The 24,009-nt window shown below is 34.1% G+C and carries 12 protein-coding genes; all 12 read right to left on the bottom strand.

Features of this window, described 5'->3' with window-relative positions; genetic code table 11:
• Positions 1–21: 21 nt before the first annotated feature.
• Positions 22–1,203, bottom strand: coding sequence for a glycosyltransferase family 4 protein (locus BVH04_RS18565; RefSeq protein ID WP_086542973.1), 1,182 nt, complete (start codon positions 1,201–1,203; stop codon positions 22–24).
• A gap of 7 nt (positions 1,204–1,210) precedes the next feature.
• Positions 1,211–2,239 carry a glycosyltransferase gene (locus tag BVH04_RS18560; RefSeq protein ID WP_086542972.1) on the bottom strand — a complete coding sequence of 343 codons (1,029 nt, stop codon included), beginning with the start codon at positions 2,237–2,239 and terminating at the stop codon, positions 1,211–1,213.
• 7 nt (positions 2,240–2,246) lie between these two features.
• Positions 2,247–3,398, bottom strand: a complete 1,152-nt coding sequence (locus BVH04_RS18555) for a glycosyltransferase (protein WP_086542971.1) — start codon at positions 3,396–3,398, stop codon at positions 2,247–2,249.
• Positions 3,399–3,432: 34 nt separating this feature from the next.
• Positions 3,433–4,743, bottom strand: a complete 1,311-nt coding sequence (locus BVH04_RS18550) for a glycosyltransferase (RefSeq protein WP_086542970.1) — start codon at positions 4,741–4,743, stop codon at positions 3,433–3,435.
• Positions 4,736–6,085: a hypothetical protein gene (locus tag BVH04_RS18545; RefSeq protein WP_086542969.1), complete on the bottom strand. Its 1,350-nt coding sequence runs from the start codon at positions 6,083–6,085 to the stop codon at positions 4,736–4,738. The genes BVH04_RS18550 and BVH04_RS18545 overlap by 8 nt, the downstream gene beginning before the upstream one ends.
• Positions 6,085–7,299, bottom strand: a complete 1,215-nt coding sequence (locus tag BVH04_RS18540) for a glycosyltransferase (protein ID WP_086542968.1) — start codon at positions 7,297–7,299, stop codon at positions 6,085–6,087. Before BVH04_RS18540 ends, BVH04_RS18545 begins: the two co-directional genes overlap by 1 nt.
• 62 nt (positions 7,300–7,361) lie before the next feature.
• Positions 7,362–8,729, bottom strand: a complete 1,368-nt coding sequence (locus tag BVH04_RS18535) for a lipopolysaccharide biosynthesis protein (RefSeq protein WP_086542967.1) — start codon at positions 8,727–8,729, stop codon at positions 7,362–7,364.
• 23 nt (positions 8,730–8,752) lie between these two features.
• Complete coding sequence (locus tag BVH04_RS18530) at positions 8,753–11,080, bottom strand: GumC family protein (RefSeq protein ID WP_086542966.1); 2,328 nt, start codon at positions 11,078–11,080, stop codon at positions 8,753–8,755.
• Between the two features lie 56 nt (positions 11,081–11,136).
• On the bottom strand, positions 11,137–11,943 hold the full coding sequence (locus BVH04_RS18525) for a polysaccharide biosynthesis/export family protein (RefSeq protein WP_170147820.1): 807 nt from the start codon (positions 11,941–11,943) through the stop codon (positions 11,137–11,139).
• A 49-nt stretch (positions 11,944–11,992) separates the two neighbouring features.
• Complete coding sequence (locus tag BVH04_RS18520) at positions 11,993–15,982, bottom strand: non-ribosomal peptide synthetase (protein ID WP_086542964.1); 3,990 nt, start codon at positions 15,980–15,982, stop codon at positions 11,993–11,995.
• Between the two features lie 40 nt (positions 15,983–16,022).
• On the bottom strand, positions 16,023–22,472 hold the full coding sequence (locus tag BVH04_RS18515; RefSeq protein WP_086542963.1) for a type I polyketide synthase: 6,450 nt from the start codon (positions 22,470–22,472) through the stop codon (positions 16,023–16,025).
• 145 nt (positions 22,473–22,617) lie between these two features.
• Complete coding sequence (locus tag BVH04_RS18510; RefSeq protein WP_086542962.1) at positions 22,618–23,631, bottom strand: mannose-1-phosphate guanylyltransferase; 1,014 nt, start codon at positions 23,629–23,631, stop codon at positions 22,618–22,620.
• Positions 23,632–24,009: the final 378 nt, after the last annotated feature.

Here is a 24,009-nt window from a genome sequence, read left to right as displayed (position 1 = left end):
TTTGCTTAGATTAGATCGATCCTAATCTTTGGTTAGCAAATGAAAATATGCTTCCATAGTATTTTGACAAGTTTTACTCCAAGTATATAAAGATGCGTTTTGCTTCCCTTTTCTTATTAGGGCGTGGATCAGCTCTGGATTTTTCAAATCAGACATCAACTTAATAATATCCAAATCAGTTGGATCCTTGGCTAAAAAAAAAGCTGTATCACCTAGAATCTCCTTGAATACGGGTATTTCGGAACAAATAACTGGTCGACCAAATGCTTGAGACTCAATAACTGGAAGTCCAAACCCTTCATAATCAGATAAAAGAACAGTAGCTGTGTAACTATTATAAATGTCTGCTAAAGTAATAGCAGGAACATACTGTTCAAATGTAAAATAACCATCTAAGCCAGCAATCGAAATCTCCCTTTTTATCTTATCATAATATTCTCGAAAGACGGGACTTCCACGAAAATAAAAGTGAAAACTATTTTCAAAACCAAGAGCAATCATTCGCTTTACCAATCTTATTACTTGAAGATGTCCTTTGTGAGGATGAAAAGCAGCTACAACACCAAATCTAATTACACTATCTAACGCATTTGAATGTTCGGAGGTATAAACTTCACTAGACTGTGAGTAGCCAAGTAAGATTGGGGCTGTTTTTGAATGAACTCCTGGAAACCTAGATATCACATCAGAACTTATAGTTTTAGAGTTCGTGATTACTAAATCACTCGTCCGAATAGCACTTGAGAGTAGTCCATTTAATACTTTAAATTTTAGCCGATCCTTCACTTTTAAATAAGTTAAATACTCTGTTTTTTTAAGGTAAAATTCGAACATAAAATCATGCACTGTTACGACATATTTGCAGACCTTTCTAATTGGCAATTCGCTTAATAATCGATGCAAAAGATCCATATTTTCCCTTTCAAGAAAATTTGGCAAACGTATTTGAAGCCAGTACATTCTAGAAAAGAAATTCTGATTATCGACATTAAAATACCGTGTATTTAAGTGTTTAAATTCAAGATTTTTATAGGTATGGGTGTTTAACAAAACAGTCACATTGCAAGATTGTCTCAAATTCTCATTGCCACCTAATAAGTCATCTATGCCTAGGATCAATTCTTTACCGTAAGTAGCTATTCCACCCCCAGCCCCTCCCTTCCCAGGAACTATATTTGTCAAATCAATACATATATTTTTCATGAATAAATTATTTAACTTGGATATTTAAAATCTTGTTCAAATCGCTCACTAATCCGTCAGTAATTTTTTCAGCATCGAAGATTTTCCCGGTAGAATAGGCATTGGTGGCAAAGCGGTCATAGTCAGAAAGCATCGTCTCTATTCCTATTTTGTAATCTTCATCTAAATAATCTTTATCTAGGAGAATGCCATTTTCTCCAGTTCTAATAAAACTAGGTATATCACCTACGCTGGTAGAAATAACTGGTACTCCTACTGAAAGTGCTTCAGCTATGGCCATAGGAAAACCTTCAAATTCAGAAGCCATCAAAAGAATCTTTGATGAGGAAATTTGCTCGATTAGGCTTCTATTATCAAGATTCCCTATCAATATAACCTGATTTTCTAAATTCAATTCTGCGATCTTCGCTTTCAAAACATCGAGCTGTGATCCTTTTCCTGCAATTTTAAAAATATTATTCATGCGAATTCCAAATGGTAAAAGCGCATAAGCATCTATCAACCTACCTATTCGTTTTCCACTTTCTAATCTACCAGCAAAGATAAACCCAGATCTAACTGAGTTTTCCTTCAGGACAAAATCATGAGAAATAGGATTGAGGATTTTCTTACGGCCTTCCATTTCATTTCCAACTGTATAATTGATCAGGCTATTTTTTGAAATAGTTTTGGATATAAAATCGAAAATTGAAGTAAAATATTTACCGTACCAAAATATAGACATAGAAACAGGATTATCGTTACCATGAAATATATGTACATACGGAATCCCTAATTTAGAAACTACAAATGACCCTTCTGGACTATGAGAGATTACAAAATCGTATTTCTTAAGAGTGAAATACTTTGAACAAATATAAACAAAATATAAAAAACGGTGAGGAATAATAGTGCAGTTCTCAAACTTCTCGGGTAAATAAAAATAGCTCAAATCATAATACTTGGACAGATGAACATCCAAATTCTTCACGAAAGGACCAATTCCTCCATAAGAAGTTTCAAGGGAATTGGTCAAAAGTATTGCAACCTTAGTCATAAATATATTAGTTACTTTTATTCAAAACTGTAAATAGTTTTTTACTTTCAGTTCTGTTATTGAACCTATTTATAGCTACTATTCTTCCTTTGGAACCTATTTGATTAATTTGTTCTGGGTGTTCTATCAAATATTTAATGGCTTCAACCAAAGAAGACAAATCCATTGGTCTTACTAATAATGCATTTTCTCTGTCAATGAGATAGTTAGAAACATCTCCAACGTTAGTGACAATTACTGCACGTCCAGTAGCTAAATATTCAGCAAGTTTAGATGGAAACCCAGTATTAGCAGCCCCAGAATTATCTCTAGTAACACAAAATATATCACATGAATTGAGCAACTCTTGATATTCTCCCGAAGGAACAAAACCCTTATAGGTTATTCTATTTAAAAACTTAGAAGCTCTAACTAGAGTCATAAACTTAATAAAATCTTCTACGTTCTCTCCTTTGCCAGTCAAAACGAGTCTTAACGTATCATATTCTTCACAAACTTCTTCAAACGCTTCTAGTAAAAGATCGAGACCATCCTTCTTCCCAAAAGAACCTCCATAAAACAAAGTGATTACTGGCTTTTCCATAAACTCTGATTTCTCAAATTTAGAAATATCCATAGTCACAGGAATAAACAAAACTTTGTTTCTTGAGGTATATGTCAACAATAAACTTTCTAAATGAGAGGATATGACTATATTCAAATCAATGAAAGACTGAAAATTCTTTAAAATAAAAGAACCACTCTGGATCCGAAGTTTATTTACAAATCCTCCAAAACTGGCAGCTTGAGAATTATCCTCAACAATATCCAATACTATTTTATATCCTAACAACTTAGCATATAATAGAGGGATTATTGTTTTAATATCAGGAGCTTCATATAAATAAAAGATATTATTCTCTTTAGAAATGAACTTATGGTTAATAAATATCACTGATTTGTAGAGATAAGAAATTATAGAAAGCGGATTTTTGAAATCTAAATCAATCTTAAGTTCATCCGCCCTATCTCGATCATCTATTCTATCAGCTTGAAGAGCAAAATAAAGGTTATTTAAGCTTACAGCGGTATTGTCTAACATAGGGTACAATAGATTCCTCACTCTAACTGATCCTGCCATACCTTCTCTCAAAGGAATTCCAAATATCAAAATATTCATTTTATTATATAGATTTAATTGATAAATTGAATTCTCATTCAGAATGAATATTCATAAGCTTTTCAAATTCAGAGTAAAACTCTTTAGCTACAGCTTTTTTTGAGTGTCTCTTTTTAACAAGTTTGAAAGCTTTTGTTGACATTTCAGTTTTTGCCTCTTCATTAGAAACAATCTCTTTCAATTGTCGATAGATCTCACTAGGGTCGCCATTATTTATCAAAAATGCCCAGTCATTAGTTTTTCCATATTGATATATAGCAGTTTCTTCCGGTGATAAGATTATTATTGGAGTTCCACTTGCCATATATTCTGAAGCTTTGGTAGGCATAGAATATTTAAGAAATTGTATTGCTTTTCTAGAGAAGTCGCATGGTAAAAGCAAAAAATCCATGCTTTGAAACAATTCAGGTAGCCTCTCATATGGAATTAACTGTTTATGAACAGTATATTCATAATTATCCGTCCACTCTAACTCTTCCAAAGTTTGAATGTAAAACCGGATTTTGAAAGTACTAATCTCATTTAAGTGTTCAACCGCTTCAGCGAATGCTTTTAAAGAGGTGGAAATTCCAAACCCGGTTCTTCCTGCATAGAGAATAGAACATTCGTCAGAAGAGTATTTATTTATATCATTCTTAGCCAGCCAAAAATCCAAATCTACAGGATTATGAAACGTCTTAAACTTAGCGCCATAGCGATGTTCATATTCAATTCCCATCAAATCACTAATGCTAAGACATAAATCGGCTCTTTTAACCAATTCTTTGTACTCATGATTAACCTTAGTATTCCAATATCTTTTAGCCAAGCCGATACTTCCTACAGTACTAAGCCAATCATCCATTTGATGTATAATAATAGGAACCTTAAGTTTATCAGCTAATTCAATAGCAAAAAGAAGTGATTCCCTAGTAGAAACTTGTATATAAAGTAAATCAGGAGAAAAATCATCAATCCATCTCAACAAATTAGAGCTAACTTCCATGCTTGATAAAATATGCACAAGTCCTGACCAATCTAGAATTGGATATAAGACTTTATAAATAAATATTTCACGCCAACTAGGCTTGTAAGAATACGAATCTACCTCAGGCGTTTCTCTTAATGCTAACATTCCAGAAGGTGAATGACGCTGAAAATAATTAAAAGGAAATCTATAATGCACTTCATCTGAACCAATAAAATAGTAATTTTCACAGGCTTTCGTTGAAATATTTCCATTTGCATGACTAGTGCATATCACTGCCAAATCATCCTTTTCCCAGTTACCAAACAAATTAGATAAGGTTACTCCCCCCCCGGTGTTAGTGTTAAATGATTGACCAAATATTAGTATTTTAGACATTTTCCTCCTCCTTATTATTAGATTTTAAGGTAAATTCTGTTACGAAATAGTCATTAATAAATGAATTATGTAATAACCTTAATGGTCTAGAGTAGCAAAGGCCAGCGCTAAACCATATAGAAACATGGTATATATTTATACTATACATATTGGATGGATAAAGAAACAACATCCAACAAAAAATCCATATTGCAAAAGTCTTTATTAAATTGTTATTTGAATAAAATAATCCTAGAACAATAGCAGGAATCATAATACAAAACAATAATAATAAATTAATAATTCCACCACTAAGAATAAGTTGAAGATAATCAGTCTCAATAACCCTCCTCACTCCTCCTTTAAATATCTCATCGTCTATCCCAGAGCATTCATAACCTCCATTATAACCTTTTCCGAAAATCCAATCGTCTGTAGTCATATCAGCATAGAAACAGTTTTCGACATAACTCCTGGTATCCTCCAGGCCACGCTCCGTTATGTTATTGAAAAAGGCAACATTTTTAAAGTTTAAGTCAAGTGTGTAAAACAATATTAGGAAAATTCCTATCAAACAATATGTAATATAAAAAATAATATGGAATTTTTTTTTAGAATTAATAAAGTAATTTAGAATAGCAAAGAACGAAATAAGGCTTGTCATAAAGAGCATCCCTCTTCGTGCACGAAAAATAGCCATAACAACAATTGCTAGTAATAAAAAAACAACTAAGAATTTATATTTATTGCTAATCAAATTAAAATTTAAAGCGAGAATACCAATACAGATAGCAAAATACTTAAAATACATTTCCGCCGTCATCACACTAACAGGGTCCCGTACATCCCCACTTGAAAGTACTGCAAAATTAAAAAGTGAACTTATAACAAAAATAACACCTAAAATAGCAATTGCATCAAACAACTTTTTAATTAAGTACAAATTAAACTTAAAGAAAATCAGAAAAGGTATCATATATATAATACCACCGTAATTTAAATCAAAGAGTAATTGTTTAAACAAAAAATAATTCATATCAGAGTAATCACCTCTAATTAAAATTACTAGTTGCCAAAGAAGGAAAATCAATCCAACAATTCTAAAATATGAAATATCAGAACTAGCGGAAACCAGACCCGTGAAAGAAAATACTAGAACGATATAACTCAAAAGTTCAATCCCTTGAAAAGCAAATGTATAGGAAAAAGTAGTAAGAGCCATTACATATCCAAAGCTCAAACCTATCATAGACAAAAAGAAAAGTGAAATATAAAATGCATAGGAATTAGTTGGGAAAATATAAGAACCAATTTTCCCTACCTGTACATCTTCTATCGTATAATTTTCGGAAATCAATTTCATTAGGGATTTAACAGTTTATAATGTGCAGCCAATACATTCCCAGGTTTGTAGTCATCCATCAACTTAACATCTAGATCATGATTCAAGCAATATCGTATACCATTTGCTAAATCATAGGAATTATAGGCTTCAGCAATGTATCCAGTTTTCTTATGCTGAATCATTTCAGGGATACCACACAAATTAAAACCTACAACTGGAACTCCACAATTCATACTTTCAACAATAGTAGTGGGTTGATTATCTAAAATACTGGGAATGACAAAGACATCAGAAACTTTATAGGCCAAAGCAATTTTATTTTCATCTTTCAAGAACCCTAAATAATGAATCTTAAAATCAATTGAATTTTCAAATTCGTCCAAATCTCCATTACCAAAGATAACAACCTCTAGTTGATCATAGGAAAACATCTCCTTTAAATGGATAAATGCCTTTTTTAAAAAACTCCATCCTTTATAAATGCTTGAAATATTGACAGCTCCAAAACAAACAACTAACTTTGTTGGATCTATGGATAGCAAAGCTCTAGCTTCATTTTGTGAATCCACCTTAAAATGATGTGAATCGAAATAATTAGGAATAAAATGGATTTTTTGATTTTTTAGTAAGCTGGATTTCAAAGCAAGATTTTTAAGCCATAAACTTGGAGTAATAAATTCCAACATATTCCCATACTTAGAAATCAATTTATACTTTTTAACATGCTGTGAAGAAGCAATAGAAGGGTCTTCTGGAAAAATAGGGCAAGCCTGACAATTTTCTTTATACAATTTACAATCCATAACATGATGACAACCTCCAGTCATAAACCACATATCATGCATCACAATAAAAACCTTCTTATTAAGCTTAAATATATTCTCAAAAGAGGTGAAATCAAAAAAGCCCAGTAGTACCCAGTGAATATAAATGACATCAGCATCTCTAATTAATTTTAACTTAGAAATATCGGTACCTATTAAAGGATAGGAGTATAATCCAAACTTACTACTGTCATATCTACAAAATTTCCTTTCAATAAAATTATTTGCATAAGCAATCAACTGAGGCCATTTTCCGAGATACTCGAAACCCTCATTAGTGATATCATCCTTAAATAATGAAATTCCATTAGAACGATAGATATCAGATTTTGATAACCCATTATGCAGGCGTAGCGCAGAAGAACCCGCTGATTTATCAAATAACTGAATTTGAACAACTTTATACATTGTAAATTAAAACAAATAAATATTTAATTTTAATAAATATAACAACTAACAGGAAATAAATACTATTTAAACCAAATACTATTAATATTTCTTACTACTAATATTTTATATAATTGAATTGGTGCAATTAGGTATCCATAAACATTAGAAATTATAGAAGCAAGAATTATAGACCAAACGCCTAAATCAAAAACTAAGATAAAAACCAAAGCTAATGCTATAAAACCCATTGAAGTAACTATTGAAACGTAAAATTGTATTTTTAATGCTCCGATTCCATTGATAACATTTACAAATATACTAGCGAACATACCTGAAAGAAAGAATAAAAAGCTAAATATCGAGATTTTGTAGTCAATATTTACTACTCCTTTACCTAACCAAAAGTCATAGAACTGATCTGCAAAAAACAACATAACTAAACCAATGAACACAAAAGGAATCAATATTAAAAGATACTTCTTTACAGCTCGTATAATCCAATCATAATCACCAGAGAAATAAGCATCTGTGCTGCTGCTCCATAAAGGAGAGAGAATAATCATAAAGACACCTTGTAGAATCAAAAAATACTTAAAAGCAATATTATAGGCGGTCACATCTACAGGAGTAAAATATCTTGCAATAAGAAAAAGAGAAGAACTATATTGAATCATAGCAGCTAATTGCAACATAAAAAACTTCAAACCCAAACCCATGAGTTTATTTCTATACTTCTTTTGAACTAATTTAAAATTGGGAACAAATTTTTTATAGCTAGTTGAAAACAAATACACATTAGCAATTATCAAAACTAAAACGGGCATAACTCCTATCCCCAATCCCAGGAAAATCAGAGATCCTTCTGTAAACACGGTTAATAGCCAGATAATCAACAAAGAGGAAGACTGACCTATCAAATCAATAAAAGACGCTTTCGCAGACTTTTGATCAGAAATTAGAATGGTCTTAATTATCTGAAAAATGAATTGTAGACAGAAATATGTAATAATTATGGAAGTCAACATCCTTATCTCTGAATCCATCACTATTGGCACATTGATAATTGAGCTCCAATCCACAAAACTATTAGCTACAACAAGAACAGCCCAAACGGCTGTAAATAAAATTGAAATATAAAAGTATGTTGTACTCACATAAATCCTAGCAAGATGAATGTCATGTTTTGCCAAAGCCTCAGCAAATTTATTTCTCAAGCCTTGGGTTAAACCAACATCGAAAAGAGAAACCCATCCAACCATTGAAGTCAATGTCAACCAGATCCCATATTGAGTAGGGTTGATAAAATTAATAGTAAGCGGAACAATTACAAAAGATATAGCCATGCTAATGATTTTTACCATGAAGCTACCTATAACGTTCTTTTTGGCAGCTAAAGTTCTGGCATTTCCTTGATTAAGAAACCCCTTTAGGGCTAAACTAAAATTCATAATAGAATTAACAATAACAGAGATTAAGAATGACTATAATTCCCATACGCGTAATTAAGACTATTTTTTGAGCCGTTAATAACAATCATTGGGTTCTTTAGTCGATTTGATTTAAGAATATCTTCAAAGAAACCTAAGTTCTTTTTGGTAGTGTAATCATACCTAACTATAAAGATGGAGTAGTCAACAATCTCGCTTAAAGCCAAAGCATCAGAAACTAAACCAATTGGTGCTGTATCAATTACTATATAGTCAAATTCCTCCTTAAGTTTGTTGATAAAATCCGAATTTTTATTTGAATACATAATTTCAGAAGGATTCTCTGCTATCTTTCCCACTTGGTACACAGTAATTCCATTAACCTCATTTCCAGAAATCATTAAGTCCTGTAAACTGAAATCATTGGATGTTAAATAATTTGATATTCCCCTCCCAGATTCAAATTTCAAATCTTCTCTTAGACCTTTCTTCCTCAAATCATATTCTAACAATGCAACCTTTTTCCCAACCATTGACAATGATTTCGCGAAATTTATGGCAAAGAAAGTTTTTCCTTCTCCGGAGATTGATGAAGTCACCAGTACTACCTTGCAAATACTAGTATCCAATTTGTAATTGAAATTAGATCTAATCAATCTGAACTGTTCAGATATCGGCGTGTTATTTTTGTAATTGATTACGAATGGTTCCTCATGTTTCATAAATGAAATCTCACCTAGCACATCGATCTGGGATATACTGGACAGATCAGAACGAACCACAATTTTGTCGCTTAGCAGTGAACCCCCGAAAACATAAGCAAAAGGGACAGTGAATGCAAAAAAGATCCCTGCAATATAAAGTACAGGAGGATAAGGTTTGGATGGAATGAAGCTAAAGGAAGCACTTTCAATAACCTTAGCTTGATTGGACGGCACAGAGGCTATGAACAGAGATGTTTCCTCTTTTTTCTTTATTAAATAAAGATAATGATCCTTTTTAACCTCCACATCTCTACTTATAGCTTCATACTGTCGTTCCAATTGAGGAGCAGAATTCGACTTATTTTGGAATTGAGCATTTTCGTTGGTCAAATTTTGAAGTGTAATTTCAAGTTGTTTTAAATTAATAGCTATATGATTAATGATATTCTTTCTTGCAGAATTCAGAAGAGATTTTTGTTTAATCATCAATGGATTATCAGGCATGATAGACTTCTCATACTCAGAAATTTTAGCTTTCGAATCTTGATAATCGGTCATCATTGACGACAAATAAGGATCAGATTTAATTAAAGAACTAAGCCCGGAAATATCTCCATCGGTTTCTTGAGAAACAACCGATTCTACATTATTATAAATATCTATCTGATTTTCTAAATCAGAAATTTCACGATTATTTCGTATATAATTCTCTTGATAAACTTTAGTGTCAGTTTGGACATCTACCACATTTTTGGAATTTTTGAATGTCTCTATCCCCTTTTCCATATCATTAAGTTCTGATAGAGTTAGGGATATTTGGCTATTTAGAAAATCTAAAGATTTCCTTGCAACTTCCTTTTTATCTTCTGCCATCTGCGCATTGTAAATCTCTATTAATTTATCTAGAACCATAACACCACGCTGCGGAACTGTTTCAAGTAAAGAAATATACAATATACTAGATTGCTTATCCTTTGTTTCCGCGTTAAGGTTTGAAGCAAACTTACCCGCCAATTCATCAGGGCTTACAAAATTTACGAGAATAGGGTTTTCAAGGACACCCAATGATGGTTGATTAGTATATGAAAAAACAAAACTTGCGTATTTAGTTTTAACCAATTTATCAATATCAATTTGTATTAACTCATCGTTGATTTCAGCGACAATGTAAGTTTCATGGAATTCCTTTACAAGCATAGATTTTTTCTCTTTTGAATCTTTTGGATTAAGAGTAAAAATTTCCATTTTCTCTAATGTGAAGGGAAGATCTTTATAAAATATAGCAGATTTTCGTTTAACAGAATTTATAGCAAAATAATCATTATATAAGTTAAGATCTCGAACTACATCTCTCATCAATATACCTGATTGGATAACATCCATTTCATTATCGACTGTATTTGAGGATTTAAATTCATTTAATCCTTCAAATATGGGATTTTCTAGAAAATTAGCTCCTTTGGTAACGTCCTTAACCATTATACTACTATTAACTGCATAATTTGGAACAGCATAATAGACATAAGTCCATACACCGGTCAAAACTAATGCAAAGGACAACAAGAATAAAGGCCATACTTTAAATAGCTTATTTAATTTAGATTTCACATCCATTCCACTAAATGGAGCATTTGGAGTGTCCTCAATAAATATATTAGAAAGTTTCATATCAAACTGTAGAAATTTATCAAAACGAGACTGAACTTAAGTGAAAACGAAATCAATTAACGAAATAGTTCATTAAAATTAAACATTATTCCTACTACAAGGGTAGACAATATGGAAAAGGTGGCTATTGTCGTTGGGTTGACATTAGCTTGACTAAGCTTCTTTTTATCAGCTTCCACATAAATCACATCATTTTGTTTCAAGTAGTAATATGGAGAGGTAAGAATCTCTTTTTCTCCAATATCAAATCGATGAATTACCTTTCCTTCTGAGGTCTCTCTTATTAATAGTACATTTTCTCTTAATGCGTAAGCTGTCATATCTCCAGCCATGCCAAGTGCTTCCAGTATGCTGATGCGCTCAGTAGGCACAACAAAAGAAGAGGGTCTATTAACCTCACCAATAACTGTTACCGTAAAATTTAAATACCTTATCTCTATTTTAGGTTCCATTACCAAATTGGACAATTCCTTTTTTAGGAAGCTTTTTGCCTCTTCTTTAGTCTTTCCCGCAATTTTGATAGTTCCAAGTGTAGGAAAGTCAATATTCCCATCGGGATCAACCATATATCCTCGTACTAATGGGTCTTGACTAATCTGAGCCTCACCTCTTCTATCCGCAGAGACTACACCATAATTGAACAACAAATTTGACTCGGGATTCTGAGTACTTACTTTAATATCTAGTAGATCCCCTGTTACTATCTTCGGTTCTTCAAATAAACCTTCCTTCATTACAAAATCTTGTTGATCACCAATATCCTTAAAATATGTCAGACTTCTTTTTGCACAAGAACTCATTAACATACCAATTAACACTATTGACAAAACCCATACTCTGCCATTTATTTTTATATTATACATTACTCTGATTGATTTCATTGAGAAAAACTAAGACATTTATAAATTTCAATTATTGCACTTCTAATTTATTTAATTTTTCTTGAAGAATTCTTGTAAATTCTTTTCCATGCGGTGGCTTTAACATATTAGAATGCTCTCCTGGCATAATTAACCTTTCTACTCTACGCGCATATTTATTCCAACCTAAAGTTTCAAAATCATCCACATAAAACGTCTTTCTTTCTGCTAAAAACAAGGTAATATCAACATCTGTTGGTTCTATTCTATAGCACGCCCAAGCATTTCTATTAACCAGCTCTATTTCTTCAATCCTGCTTGAAAGGTCAATAATATCCGTTTCTTGTCCCTTAAATTGACTCCATTTTTCCAGCAAATATCTTGCTCTGTGGTTCAGGTAATACGATGGATCATCAAGTAAGAATTGAAACTCAAATCTCAGTTTCTTTATTGATCTACTTAATCTACTTCCAAGATCTTGAGGCATTTCATAATAGCTAAGCGCTATTGTATCAATCATACCCACAAATCCTACACTTTTATTGTCAGCTTTTAATTGTCGAGCCATTTCATAGACTATTAAACCGCCTATAGAATTACCTATTAAATTAAATGGGCCATTGATGGAATTCTTTTCCAATTCATTGATGTAATGGCTAGCCATCTCAGGTATAGTTTGAATAGGCTTTGCATTGCCAGAAATAGCAGGTGATTGTAATCCGTAAATTGTATGATCCTCATCCATATTCTCTGAAATCATTTTAACCTCAATTGGATTAAGGCCGACCCCATGCACAAAACACAATACTTTGGTAGGTGATCCATTTTTTATCAATACTAAAGAGTCAGAAGTAGCGTCTTTAGATTCTTCAGCAATAAGGGCAGCTAAGGCTCTGATCGTGGGACACTGGAATAATGTAAGTAATGTGAGAGAAGCATTAAATTCTTTCTCCAGCAAAGATATTAACTTAACCCCAAGTAAAGAATGTCCTCCGGATAGAAAAAAATCAGAGTCCAAATTCAACCTTCTGTTTTCGAGCACTGAAGCCCAGATTGAATAAATGCGTTTTTCTAAAGGTGTAAATCCATCAGTTTGAACAGTTCCGCTAAATGCAGAATTAAGTTTGCTATGGGTTTTCGACAATTGTTTTCTATCAATTTTTCCACTTGTGGTCATTTTAAATTCATCCACATGTCGAAAATCACTAGGCACCATATATTCTGGCAAACAGGCAGAAAGCCTTTCTCGAAGATGTTCTACAAAATCGTGAAAATCCAAACTGCCGTTCAGTCCTTTTTTCAAAGCGACATAGGCAATCAACGAAACAAAACCATGTGAATCATCAGTGTCTACTACAGCATTCGAAACTTCATCGCTCTGCAAAATTCTCTGCTCGATTTCGCCCAGTTCTATCCTATGTCCCCGAATTTTTACTTGATAGTCCAATCGACCTTCACATTGTATATCTCCATTCGGTAGCCTATAACCCAAATCCCCGGATCTATATAATCGCTCAGGAATACTTTCGAATGGATTCATAATAAATTGTTCAGCTGACAATTCTTCCATTCCTAAATATGCTTTGCCTACTCCATCTCCCCCAATCCAAATCTCTCCTGAAATATTTGGTTGGGTTATTAGTTTTCCTGATTTATCTACAAAATAAATCTTAGTACCTGATACTTCTTTTCCAATACCAATATGGTTTTCTGAAGGATCTATCTTTTTCAAATTGGTAAAAACAGTGGTCTCTGTAGGACCATACATGTTAAATATTTCCTTTGTAAATGGAGCTAACTGATCTACCAAAGATTTTTTCAAAGGTTCCCCTGCACATATTGCCGTAAGCCCAGGCAAAGGTGTATCCCACCCAGAATTAACCATCATTTGCCAATGCGTAGGAGTTGCAAACATTTTAGTCATCTCTCGAGATTCCAAAATTCTCAGAATATATTTAGGATCTTTTCTTTGATGCTTGTCTAGCATATATAATGTAGCCCCAAATAGGTAAGGAAGAAGAATTTCAAAAGTTGCCATATCAAATGATACTGATGTCACTCCTAGCAAAACATCATCTGTTTTATAATCCAGATCCCTTATTGATTCTTTGATTAAGTAATTAAGATTTTTGTGAGTCAAAATGACGCCCTTGGGATTACCCGTGGAACCTGATGTATATATGATATACATGGGATTATCTAAGGATGTCATCACAGGATCATTTTCTGTCGAAAAATGACCACTAGCGTCAATTGCTTCATCAAACACTATCTTCTTTTCTGCCAAGACTCCACTCTCAAAAGCCTTTTGATCTGTAATAAAACATTTAGCATGACTATTTTGCAGCATATAGATAACGCGATCTACCGGTATCTCTACGTCGATTGGCAAATATGCCGCACCTGCTTTTAATACGGCCATAACTGCTATAATTGTAGCATTAGATCTCTCTAAATAAATCCCAACGTAATCTCCGGGCTTTACCCCTTTATCTCTTAGCAAGGATGCAAACTGATTGGACTTTTCGTTTAGCTCCTTGTAGGTTATAGACTTATCATTTGTAGTGATTGCAACTTTCTCAGAAAAATTAGAAGAAGCATTTTGAAACATCTCAACAGCTATAGGAATAGCTTTTTTTACCGGAGTGACTATATCACTGACTTTTGGCTCATCAGTCAGAGCTATTTCTGTAGTCTCAACCTCTTCAAATATACTTTTGATAGCTTTTAATTTTAAGGAGGGAGATTCTATTAAATGCTTGATCAATCGGTCGTATTTTGCAGCAGCTTCCAAAATAGTTTCATTTTTGAATAAACTTAGATTATAGGTCCATTCATAGCTGGCTTTTTGAATCGTGCCAAATAAATCAATTAAAATCTCAAAGTTACCGAATGCTTTAGGGTTGGTAACTAATATTCTTTCTAGATTTCCAAAATTTATTCTCCTTTCTAGACCGATGTTATTATTAAATGTGACAGGTAAAAGAGGTACTCGAGACAAATCCCTCTTCAACTTTAAGCCCTGAAGCAGCTCTCCAAAAGAAATAGTGCCGTGCTCCAATACTTCTTGAAAAGCTTTGCTTCTTTCTTGTAAGTATTCATCAAAAGTTAATTCTAGATCCACATGGGCCCTGACAGGAAGTAGGAAAACACTATGCCCTATCATATTAACAGAATCCATTGCAGGTTGCCCTGCTCTAGGCAAACCAATAACTACTTCAGAATTGTTAGTCCATTGTGAAAGGAATAATTCATAAACAGTCAATAACAACAAGTGGATACTTACTTGTCGACTTACGCCAAACTTTTTTGCTTGCACAATTAGACCCGGAGACGCCATATATTTCAGCTGTTTAACCCTTAAATCTCTGACTGAAGGCCTCTCAAAATCAATAGGCAAATCAAGGTGAGGAATGGGATTTGAAAGTTTTTTTAACCAAAAGTCTCTGTTTTTTCTGTATTCTTCACTCTTCGAAAAATGCTGAAGTTTCACTACATAATCTGACATCTTATGTAGTTTTGGTAAAAACACATCCTTCCCTTCACTTAATTGACCATAAACCAGACCTAGATGAGAAGAAAATAAAACATTTGACCAGCCATCAAATATTATATGATGAGCTGTGTAAGTTATTCTATGTTCTGTATCGGATATTTTCGTGATTTCGAAAAGGAATAATGGCCCTTTTTCTAGATCAAACTCATAATAAGCAGGTTTGACAGAATGCTTCCCTATAAATAAAGTTTTCTCCTCTTCTGTATAATCAGAAATGTCATTATACGTATATGGCAACTTAATTGACTCAAGTATATTAATCTGAGTTCCATCACTCGAGAAAACAGCTCGCATCCCTTCATGTCTATCAACTAGAATCTCGAGCGCCTCTTTCATACAATCAGCCTTCAGATTTCCATATAACTCATTTGAAAAGGATTCATTATAAGCCATAGTTGCCTCTTTGCCACCAAGCCTACATTGAAGCCATATTTCCATCTGAGATGGGGTACTTGGGAAAGTTTTAGAAATTTTCACTCCTTCCATAATTATTAGTTGGGAACCTGTAATATGTTCTTGAGTCTTTTTATAGAAAAAATGATTGTAATATTATATTTCTAGTTTTTTTATATTCATCTGAAGTAACCCAGACAGGGATCCCATTTTCGTCTATAGAAATTTTTGCTCCCTTAAATGGAGGATTTTCTGAGCTCATCCATTCTTCTGGAGAAAACAGCAAATCACCTTTGATTACCTCATTTTCTACTAAGAGTCTCACTATTTTTTCTACTTCCGATAGAGTGAATATCACATCTGCCTTAGTATGAACCTCGGTAGTATAACACATCAAATCTTGCAAAATGTATATCCCTCTTTCTAATAATAGAGTGAATAGCAACCCTGAATTTTCAAAATTCTCTTTAAGTTTAATTTTCCAGGACGAACAAAAGTTAACTGCGTAATAATCAACATTATATTCAGCAAAGATTGAATTAAGCCCTATCACAATCTTATTAGTAAGATCTGTAAGTGTTTCCTGAAGGTTATCACCTTTTTCAGATAAATAATCAACCACTGCATTAGCTGCAACTAACTGAAGCGGATGTCTTCCTGTTAGACCGGTAATGAAAGGTTTCTCAATTAGGCCTCGTGATTTTTCACCTAATAGTCGTCTCTTTGAAATGCTATCCATCCAGTCACTTTTGCCAGCTAACACTCCAATAGAAAATCCTCCACCCAAAACTTCACCATAGATTGATAAATCTGCATAGATAGAATATAGCGCTTGAAATCCTCCAATGTGACTTCTGAAGCCTGTATTTAATTCATCGAAAATCAGGCAGATGCTTAGCTCTGTGGTTATGGATCGAAGATCTTTCAAGTAGTCAATCGGTATGAATTCAGGTCTATTTGCCTGAACTGGAGTTACTAGAACTGCAGCTATTTCGTCGAAACGATCTGCTATTATCTCAAGGCTCTCATTTGTACCATAACCCAAAACAAGGACTTCACTTGAATTTGGATGAGCATCCCATTCTGTGATAGTAGGTTGACTTTTACTAGTTTTGATGGTCTGATCAATCTCATCTAAATAATTATCAGCCAAAATTACAACTAGCTTCTTTTGAGATACAGTTCTTGCAATCCCTAATGCGCCAAGGATTGCTTCGGAACCAGAGTCAAAAAGTTCTACTTGGTCATTTTGGGTGAGGTGTCCAATTTTCCTAGATAAAATTTCTGCCCAGTTAGTTTGAGAATCATTCTCGGACCTCTTTTGCATGAAATCAGTTATAGCCTTTTCTATAAATTCTGGTTGATGTCCAAATACATTATTTCCTAATCCGCTAAACCAATCTAAGTATTCATTTCCATCCAAATCTCTCAAATGAGCTCCCTTGGAATAGCTAGAGACTATAGGGTAATTAAGTTCAAAAATCGCTTGACTCAAATCACAGTCTAGGTCTGAATCAGAAGAAAAGGCTAGCTTCTCTTGACTCAGTTTTCTACTTGATGCTGTTTTAATATGGTAAGATTGAATCAAATCCTTTATGAATGTTTCTGCATTTAGAGACATTATTGAATCTTGAACTTCTCTTTGCTCACCTGATTCACCTGAATTATGAAGAGTTGTATTTGATTCTGCATTTGAGAGACTTTTGATAGGTTCCTTGATCAAAGAATCCTCTTTGCTCTTAGGAGTTACGCCAATACTTTTATACTTATTTCCTGAAGAATAATTAAGTAATTTTCCTTGATTATATTGAGTAATTAGGTGTTCTACCAACGCGCTAGGTCTGTCCAATTCTGTATTTAACTGAAGGAATGAGATGACAAGTTTAAACTCTTTTTTAACCGAAAAAGCCAGCTGAGTTAAACTCAATGAATCTAGGCCAATTTCAAAAAAGGATAAATCAAAATCTTTACCAGTTAAAGTAACACCACAAGCCTCTTTTATTATTTGAGCTACTTTTTGCTCAAACGTACTTTTCAAGGAATTACTATCGTTCAATCCAACGCTTTCACCCATTTCAATTTCTTCAGAAACAATTTCCAAAACGGTGGAGAGAGCTATCCGACTAGATGCTAATTGAACATCTATCCAGCATGGCTTCTTGTCAAACGCATAAGCCGGCAAAAGAATTTTATCCTGAAACTCTTTTGGATACACCTCATCCCAGTTTAATCTCAAACCTTGACCTATCAATGATTGGACTTGATTTTGAAAATATACTAACTCTGACTCTTTAGAATTTCTGCTCAGGCTCTGTACAACTATAAATTCACTCGCTTCTTCATGTTGCATCATCAAAGTACTCAGTCCATTTCCAGGACCTACTTCTACAAATGAAGCTTCAGGAAATTCATTCATTAAATTATTTACAGCATTTTTAAATTGCACTGGAAGCCGCATATGCTCTTTCCAATACTCAACAGAAGTGGCTTCTGCATCCTTCAACCATTCACCAGTTACTGTAGACATAATTGGTATTTTCGGATTACTCAATTGAACGTTCCGTAGTGCATCTTTAAAATCCTCCAATGCAGGATCCATCATGGCAGAATGAAACGCATGGCTGGTAACCAATACTTTCGATGGAATTTCTATATCTCTTAAACTTATAGCAAATGACTCTATTAGTACAGTAGGGCCTGAAACGACACAAAGATTAGGAGCATTATCTGCTGCTATCGTAATATCATTTGGAAGCAATGGTAGAATTTTTTCAGCGGAGCTTCTGATGGAAAGCATAGAGCCGGGACTAAGCTTGCTGATAAGATCACCTCGCTTAGCAACTAACTGAACGGCATCCTCTAAGCTCATTACACCGGAAATACATGCTGCTACAAATTCTCCAATGCTATGACCAACCAAAGTAGATGGCAATACTCCTTTGCTTTCCCAAAGTTTCGCTAACGAATAAGATACTGCAAAAATCACTGGCTGTGTATAGCGGGTGTTCGCCAGATTTGCATCATCTTCTTCTGTATGAACACTGGAATACAGCAAAGCCTTAATGGAAAAGTCTGTGCAACTAGAAAATAACGTATCACATTGGCTAAATGCTGCCCTAAATACTGGCTCATTTTCATAAAGTTCCTTTCCCATAGACACATATTGTGCTCCTTGACCTGGGAATAAGAAAACAGGGAAATTGAATTCTCCTTTTCTTATGACAGGCATTTTAACACCAGAAAGAACTTCATCGAGACCGCTTACTAACTCTTCAGAAGTTTTAAATCTTACAGCAGAGCCTAGTTTATACCTATTATTATTTCTGTTAACATTGAAACTAAATTGGGTAAGATTTTGTGTTGGGTTTTGTACTAAAAAATGCTTAAGACGACCGGCATACTCCTTCAGGCTATTTTCAGTTTTTGCAGAGAAATAAATCGTTTGATCAATTTCTGAAGTAGAAGTAATACTCTTTAAAGGAGCGGTAAATTCCTCCAAAATAATATGACAATTGGTGCCTCCGATTCCAAATGAACTAATTCCTGCTTTCCTAACGACTTCAGATTTCCAGTCAGTAGTTTCCTGCTGAATATAAAATGGTGATTTTTCAAAGTTAATAGCAGGATTTGGTTTAGAGTATCCTATAGACTTTGGAAGGGTTTTGTATTGAAGAGCAAATATAGCTTTGATGAATCCTGCGATTCCAGCTGCGGCGTTTAAATGACCTACATTACCTTTAACAGATCCTAATGAACAATATTGATTTTTAACATTCGGTCCAAATGCCAAATTTAATCCTTCAACTTCAATAGGATCGCCTATTGGAGTGGCAGTACCATGAGCTTCTACATACCCTATTTCTGATGGATCTATTTCTGCATCTTCAAGAGCCAAGCGAATTGCTCCAGCCTGTCCGTCAACACTAGGTGCAGAAAAACTGCTTTTGTTGGATCCATCATTATTGATTCCCACTCCTTTGATGATTGCCAAAATTGGATCACCATCTTTAATAGCTTGTTCATAGTCTTTTAATAAAACCGCTCCCCCTCCATCGCTAAACAAAGTGCCGGAAGCATCTGCATCGAAAGGCTTACAATGACCGTCTCTACTTAGAATCGAACCTTCTTCATATCGATGCCCGCTGTGTACAGGATAAGCCACTGAACTCGCTCCAGCGATGGCCGCAACGCACTCCCCTGATCTTATGCTTTTTACGGCAGTTGCAATCGCAACGAGGGCTGTGGAACATGCCGTATTGATACTAACCGCAGGTCCTTTGAGATCCAGTGAATAAGCCACCCTAGTTGTAAGATAATCCTTTTCATTAGCAGAATTGACCTGGAGAGTTCCCATGGATTCTTCCAGCTCCTGATCAAAAATCAAATTTCTATTATAATAATAATTTGTGCTACAGCCAGCAAAAACCCCTATACTAAAATCGGGACTATTAGCGATATACCCCACTGAGTCCAGGGCTTCAAATGCGACTTCTAAGAAAAGTCTTTGCTGTGGATCAATTATAGAAGCTAGTTTTGGGTTTATCCCAAAAAACTCATAATCAAAGTCCTTAATATCATCAATGATTCCTCGTGCTTTGATGTAATTGGGATCTGAGTTGGCCTTTATCTGCTCAGATGGCGCTAATTCTTCGATATCGAAAAATTGAATAGTCTCTTTTCCGTTTTTGACAAATTCCCAAAACTCCTCACTATTCTTTGCTCCAGGAAACCTGCTAGCTGTAGAGATAACAGCTACATCCCTATTATTTCCGTTCTTTTTATTGTTGTTATAAATACTTTCATTAATATCTCTTTCATTTTTGGTCAGGAATGAAACCTGATCCTTCAATTTTGGGAATTGGTATATTTTAGTAACGGTGAATTCTTTCCCAAAAGTCTTACTGACTACAATAGCCATCCTCTGAGCCAAAAGTGAAGTCCCTCCAAGTTCAAAAAAATGATCTTCTCTACCGACTTGATCTAAGTTTAGGAGTTCCCTCCAGATTTCAGCCAACTGCACCTCAGCAGTACCTCTAGGTTTGATATAATTCTCTTTGAAAAGATTAGAATTAACCATACTTTGTGCCAGCTGCTTACGATCTATTTTACCATTTGAAGTCTGTGGGAAGCGATCTTTTCTAATACAGGAAGTAGGGATCATATAGCTTGGCAACCACTTTTTCAAGTGTGCTAACATATCTCTTTGCCCGACTTGGTTGTTTTCACTAACATAAAAAAGCTCAAGATACTTCTGCAAATCCTCATACTCTTTTACTATCACTACCGCCTGCTCTACTCCAGATAGCTCTGCTGCCACAGCTTCGATTTCTCCTGTTTCTACACGAAAGCCACTTATTTTAACCTGGTCATCAATTCTACCTAAAAAGAAAATCTCCTTTTGCTCTGTATAATATCCCAAATCCCCAGTTTTATAGACCATCTGAGTGGTTCCATTATCCATGGAAAGGGGGAAGAATACTTTCTTGGTAAGCTCAGGTTTATTTAAATAGCCTTCTGCAAGACATTTACCGGAAAAGTATATTTCTCCTTCTATATTGGGTTCAATAATGATTTTCAAGTCCTTATCCAAAATCAAACTTTCCACACCAGAGATTGCTTTTCCTATCGTAGGCAAGTCCTCCCAAACAGAGGGATCATTTGGTAAGGCCAATTGTGTGACAATACAAGTGCATTCTGTAGGACCATACTGGTTAAAAAGTTTGGCCTTTTGCATTTTAGCGAAAAGTGCTTTGACTGTACGCGTAGACTTCAATTGTTCACCGCAAGTCATCACTTCCTCCAAATACTCAGGATATATTGCAGAATTTTCTGCTTCGTTTGCTATCCCTTGAAGTGCAACAAACGGAAGAAACAAACGCTGTACTTTTTGTTGATTTAAAACTTGTATTAAAGCCTTACTATCTCTGAGCACCTCTGCATCAACCATTTGTAATGTACCACCAGAACATAGCGTACTAAAGATTTCCTGAACTGATATATCAAATGTCACTCTTGTAAACTGCAAGGTTTTCACTCCTGGTTTAGAAAAGGAATTTTCCGCTTGCCAAAGAATCAAGTTGATGATACTAGAATGAGGCACACATACTCCTTTAGGTTTTCCGGTGGATCCTGAAGTGTATAGTATAAAAGCGATTTCAGTATTCTTTCTTTTTTCTGAAGTTGAACCAACTCCAATACCGTTCACATTAATAGACTGCAAATCCAATGAATCATCCTCCTTGCTTTTGAGATAATATTTAACTCCACAATCTTCCACAATCTGCTCGATTCTCGCTTTAGGGAAACTTGGATCAATTGGAAGATAGGTTTTGCCTGAATTCAAAATCGCAAGGATATTCACAATAAGTTGTGTCCCTCTTGTTGTAGTGAGGGCTATTATATCTTCATTGGCAGCTTCAGCCAAAATTAAGTCAGACAAAAAAGTCACTCTTTTTTCCAACTCCTTAAAAGTCACTTTACCAGCACCGTTATCAATAGCAATTTCATTGGAGAAATTACTCCAAGATTGCTTTACCATATCGATGATAGAATTATAAGAATTGATTAAGGTTGTATTTTCCATTAGTGATTCAAACTAAAAATTAATTTTCAGGTTTTTAAAATTGGGATTCTAGATGTTTGATTTTCATAGCTAACAAAATAGTTTTGTAAGTTAAGATCAAGTACAAAGAAAGGTGTTTTAACCAGAATATAGTTGAGAAGAATTATTATCTCAACAAAATTGAATCTTCCTTATCAAGTTTTTCGAAAAGAAGTTTCACGTCTTGTGATGAATCCTTATCTAATACCAAAATTGCATCTGGAGTCTCAACTAAAATAACATTAGATACCCCGACAAAGGAAATAAATCGATTACACCCGATAGCGAAATTACCATTTGCATCAAGCTCAAGCTCTTTTTTTTCTGCAAGATGGTCAGCCAATGCATCAAATGATCCCATATCAGACCATCTAAATTCGGAATGAACAACTGCAATATTATGAGATTTTTCCATCACTGCATAATCAACACTGATGGAAGGAATCATTGAATTAGAAGTTTTATCCAGAAAACCACCTTTCATTGAAACTATAGCATTTTTAACTGTATCAACCATCTCAGACTGATACATATTGAGTTCTTCCAAAAAAGCAGAAGCCTTGAAGCAAAACATTCCACTATTCCAAAGGAAATTGCCATTAGCTAAAAACTCTTCAGCTAACTCCTTAGCAGGTTTTTCTCGAAATCTAACAACATCCTCTCCATTTGCTTCAATATAGCCATAGGCTGTATCCGCTCTCGAAGGAATGATGCCAAAAGTGACAAGCTTGTTGTTTTTCGCTAGCTCAATTGCCTTATAAACGCTTTTTTGATAAAGCACTTCATTTTCTATCAAATGGTCGGAAGGAGTAACTAAGAGGATATCATCAGGTTCTGACATTAATGCCGCAAAAGCAATGGCAGGAGCAGTATTTTTAGGCATAGCCTCTATAACTTCGAAATAGTCTTCAACACCTAGTTTAGTTAAAATCTCTCTCGATAACTGATAATTCTCACTATTACCAACTACTATAACTTTAGGATTTAAAAAATCATTCCTTTCAACACAGAGTTGAAAAAGCGATTTGCCTGAAAATAAATCTAAATACTGTTTAGGTTTAGTCTTTCTAGAAAGTGGCCAAAGCCTACTACCAACCCCTCCAGAAAGTATAACATGCTTGACTTTAGTATGAGTTTTCATAGCTAATTATTAAATGAAAAATTAAGTTGAGAATATAGACCGAATACTTGACCTCATTTCTTGATGCTAAGGTAAGAAAAGAATTAGAACAAGTATGTGAAAAGCATTTTTTATTATTTATAAACCATTTTTTTTTATTCAAGAAAACATTTTTGTAAAAAATTATTAAATTCATGCCCTAAACAACCAGATTTCCACAATTAAACTTTCTTCAGTAATCTATACAAAATAGTAAGAAAAATGGATTCTACCTTTAAGTTAGTCATAACTATCTAAAGACATCAGATTATAAACGTCCAACCTGCTTGAACTTGCAGACATAGATACTGCAAAGTCCAATAAAAATCTTTACAATTGGTGAAATTGATTCAGTGAACC

Origin of the sequence: Algoriphagus antarcticus (genome assembly GCF_002150685.1) — a bacterium.
Taxonomy (GTDB): domain Bacteria; phylum Bacteroidota; class Bacteroidia; order Cytophagales; family Cyclobacteriaceae; genus Algoriphagus; species Algoriphagus antarcticus.
This window is presented reverse-complemented; position numbering and strand designations above follow the sequence as displayed.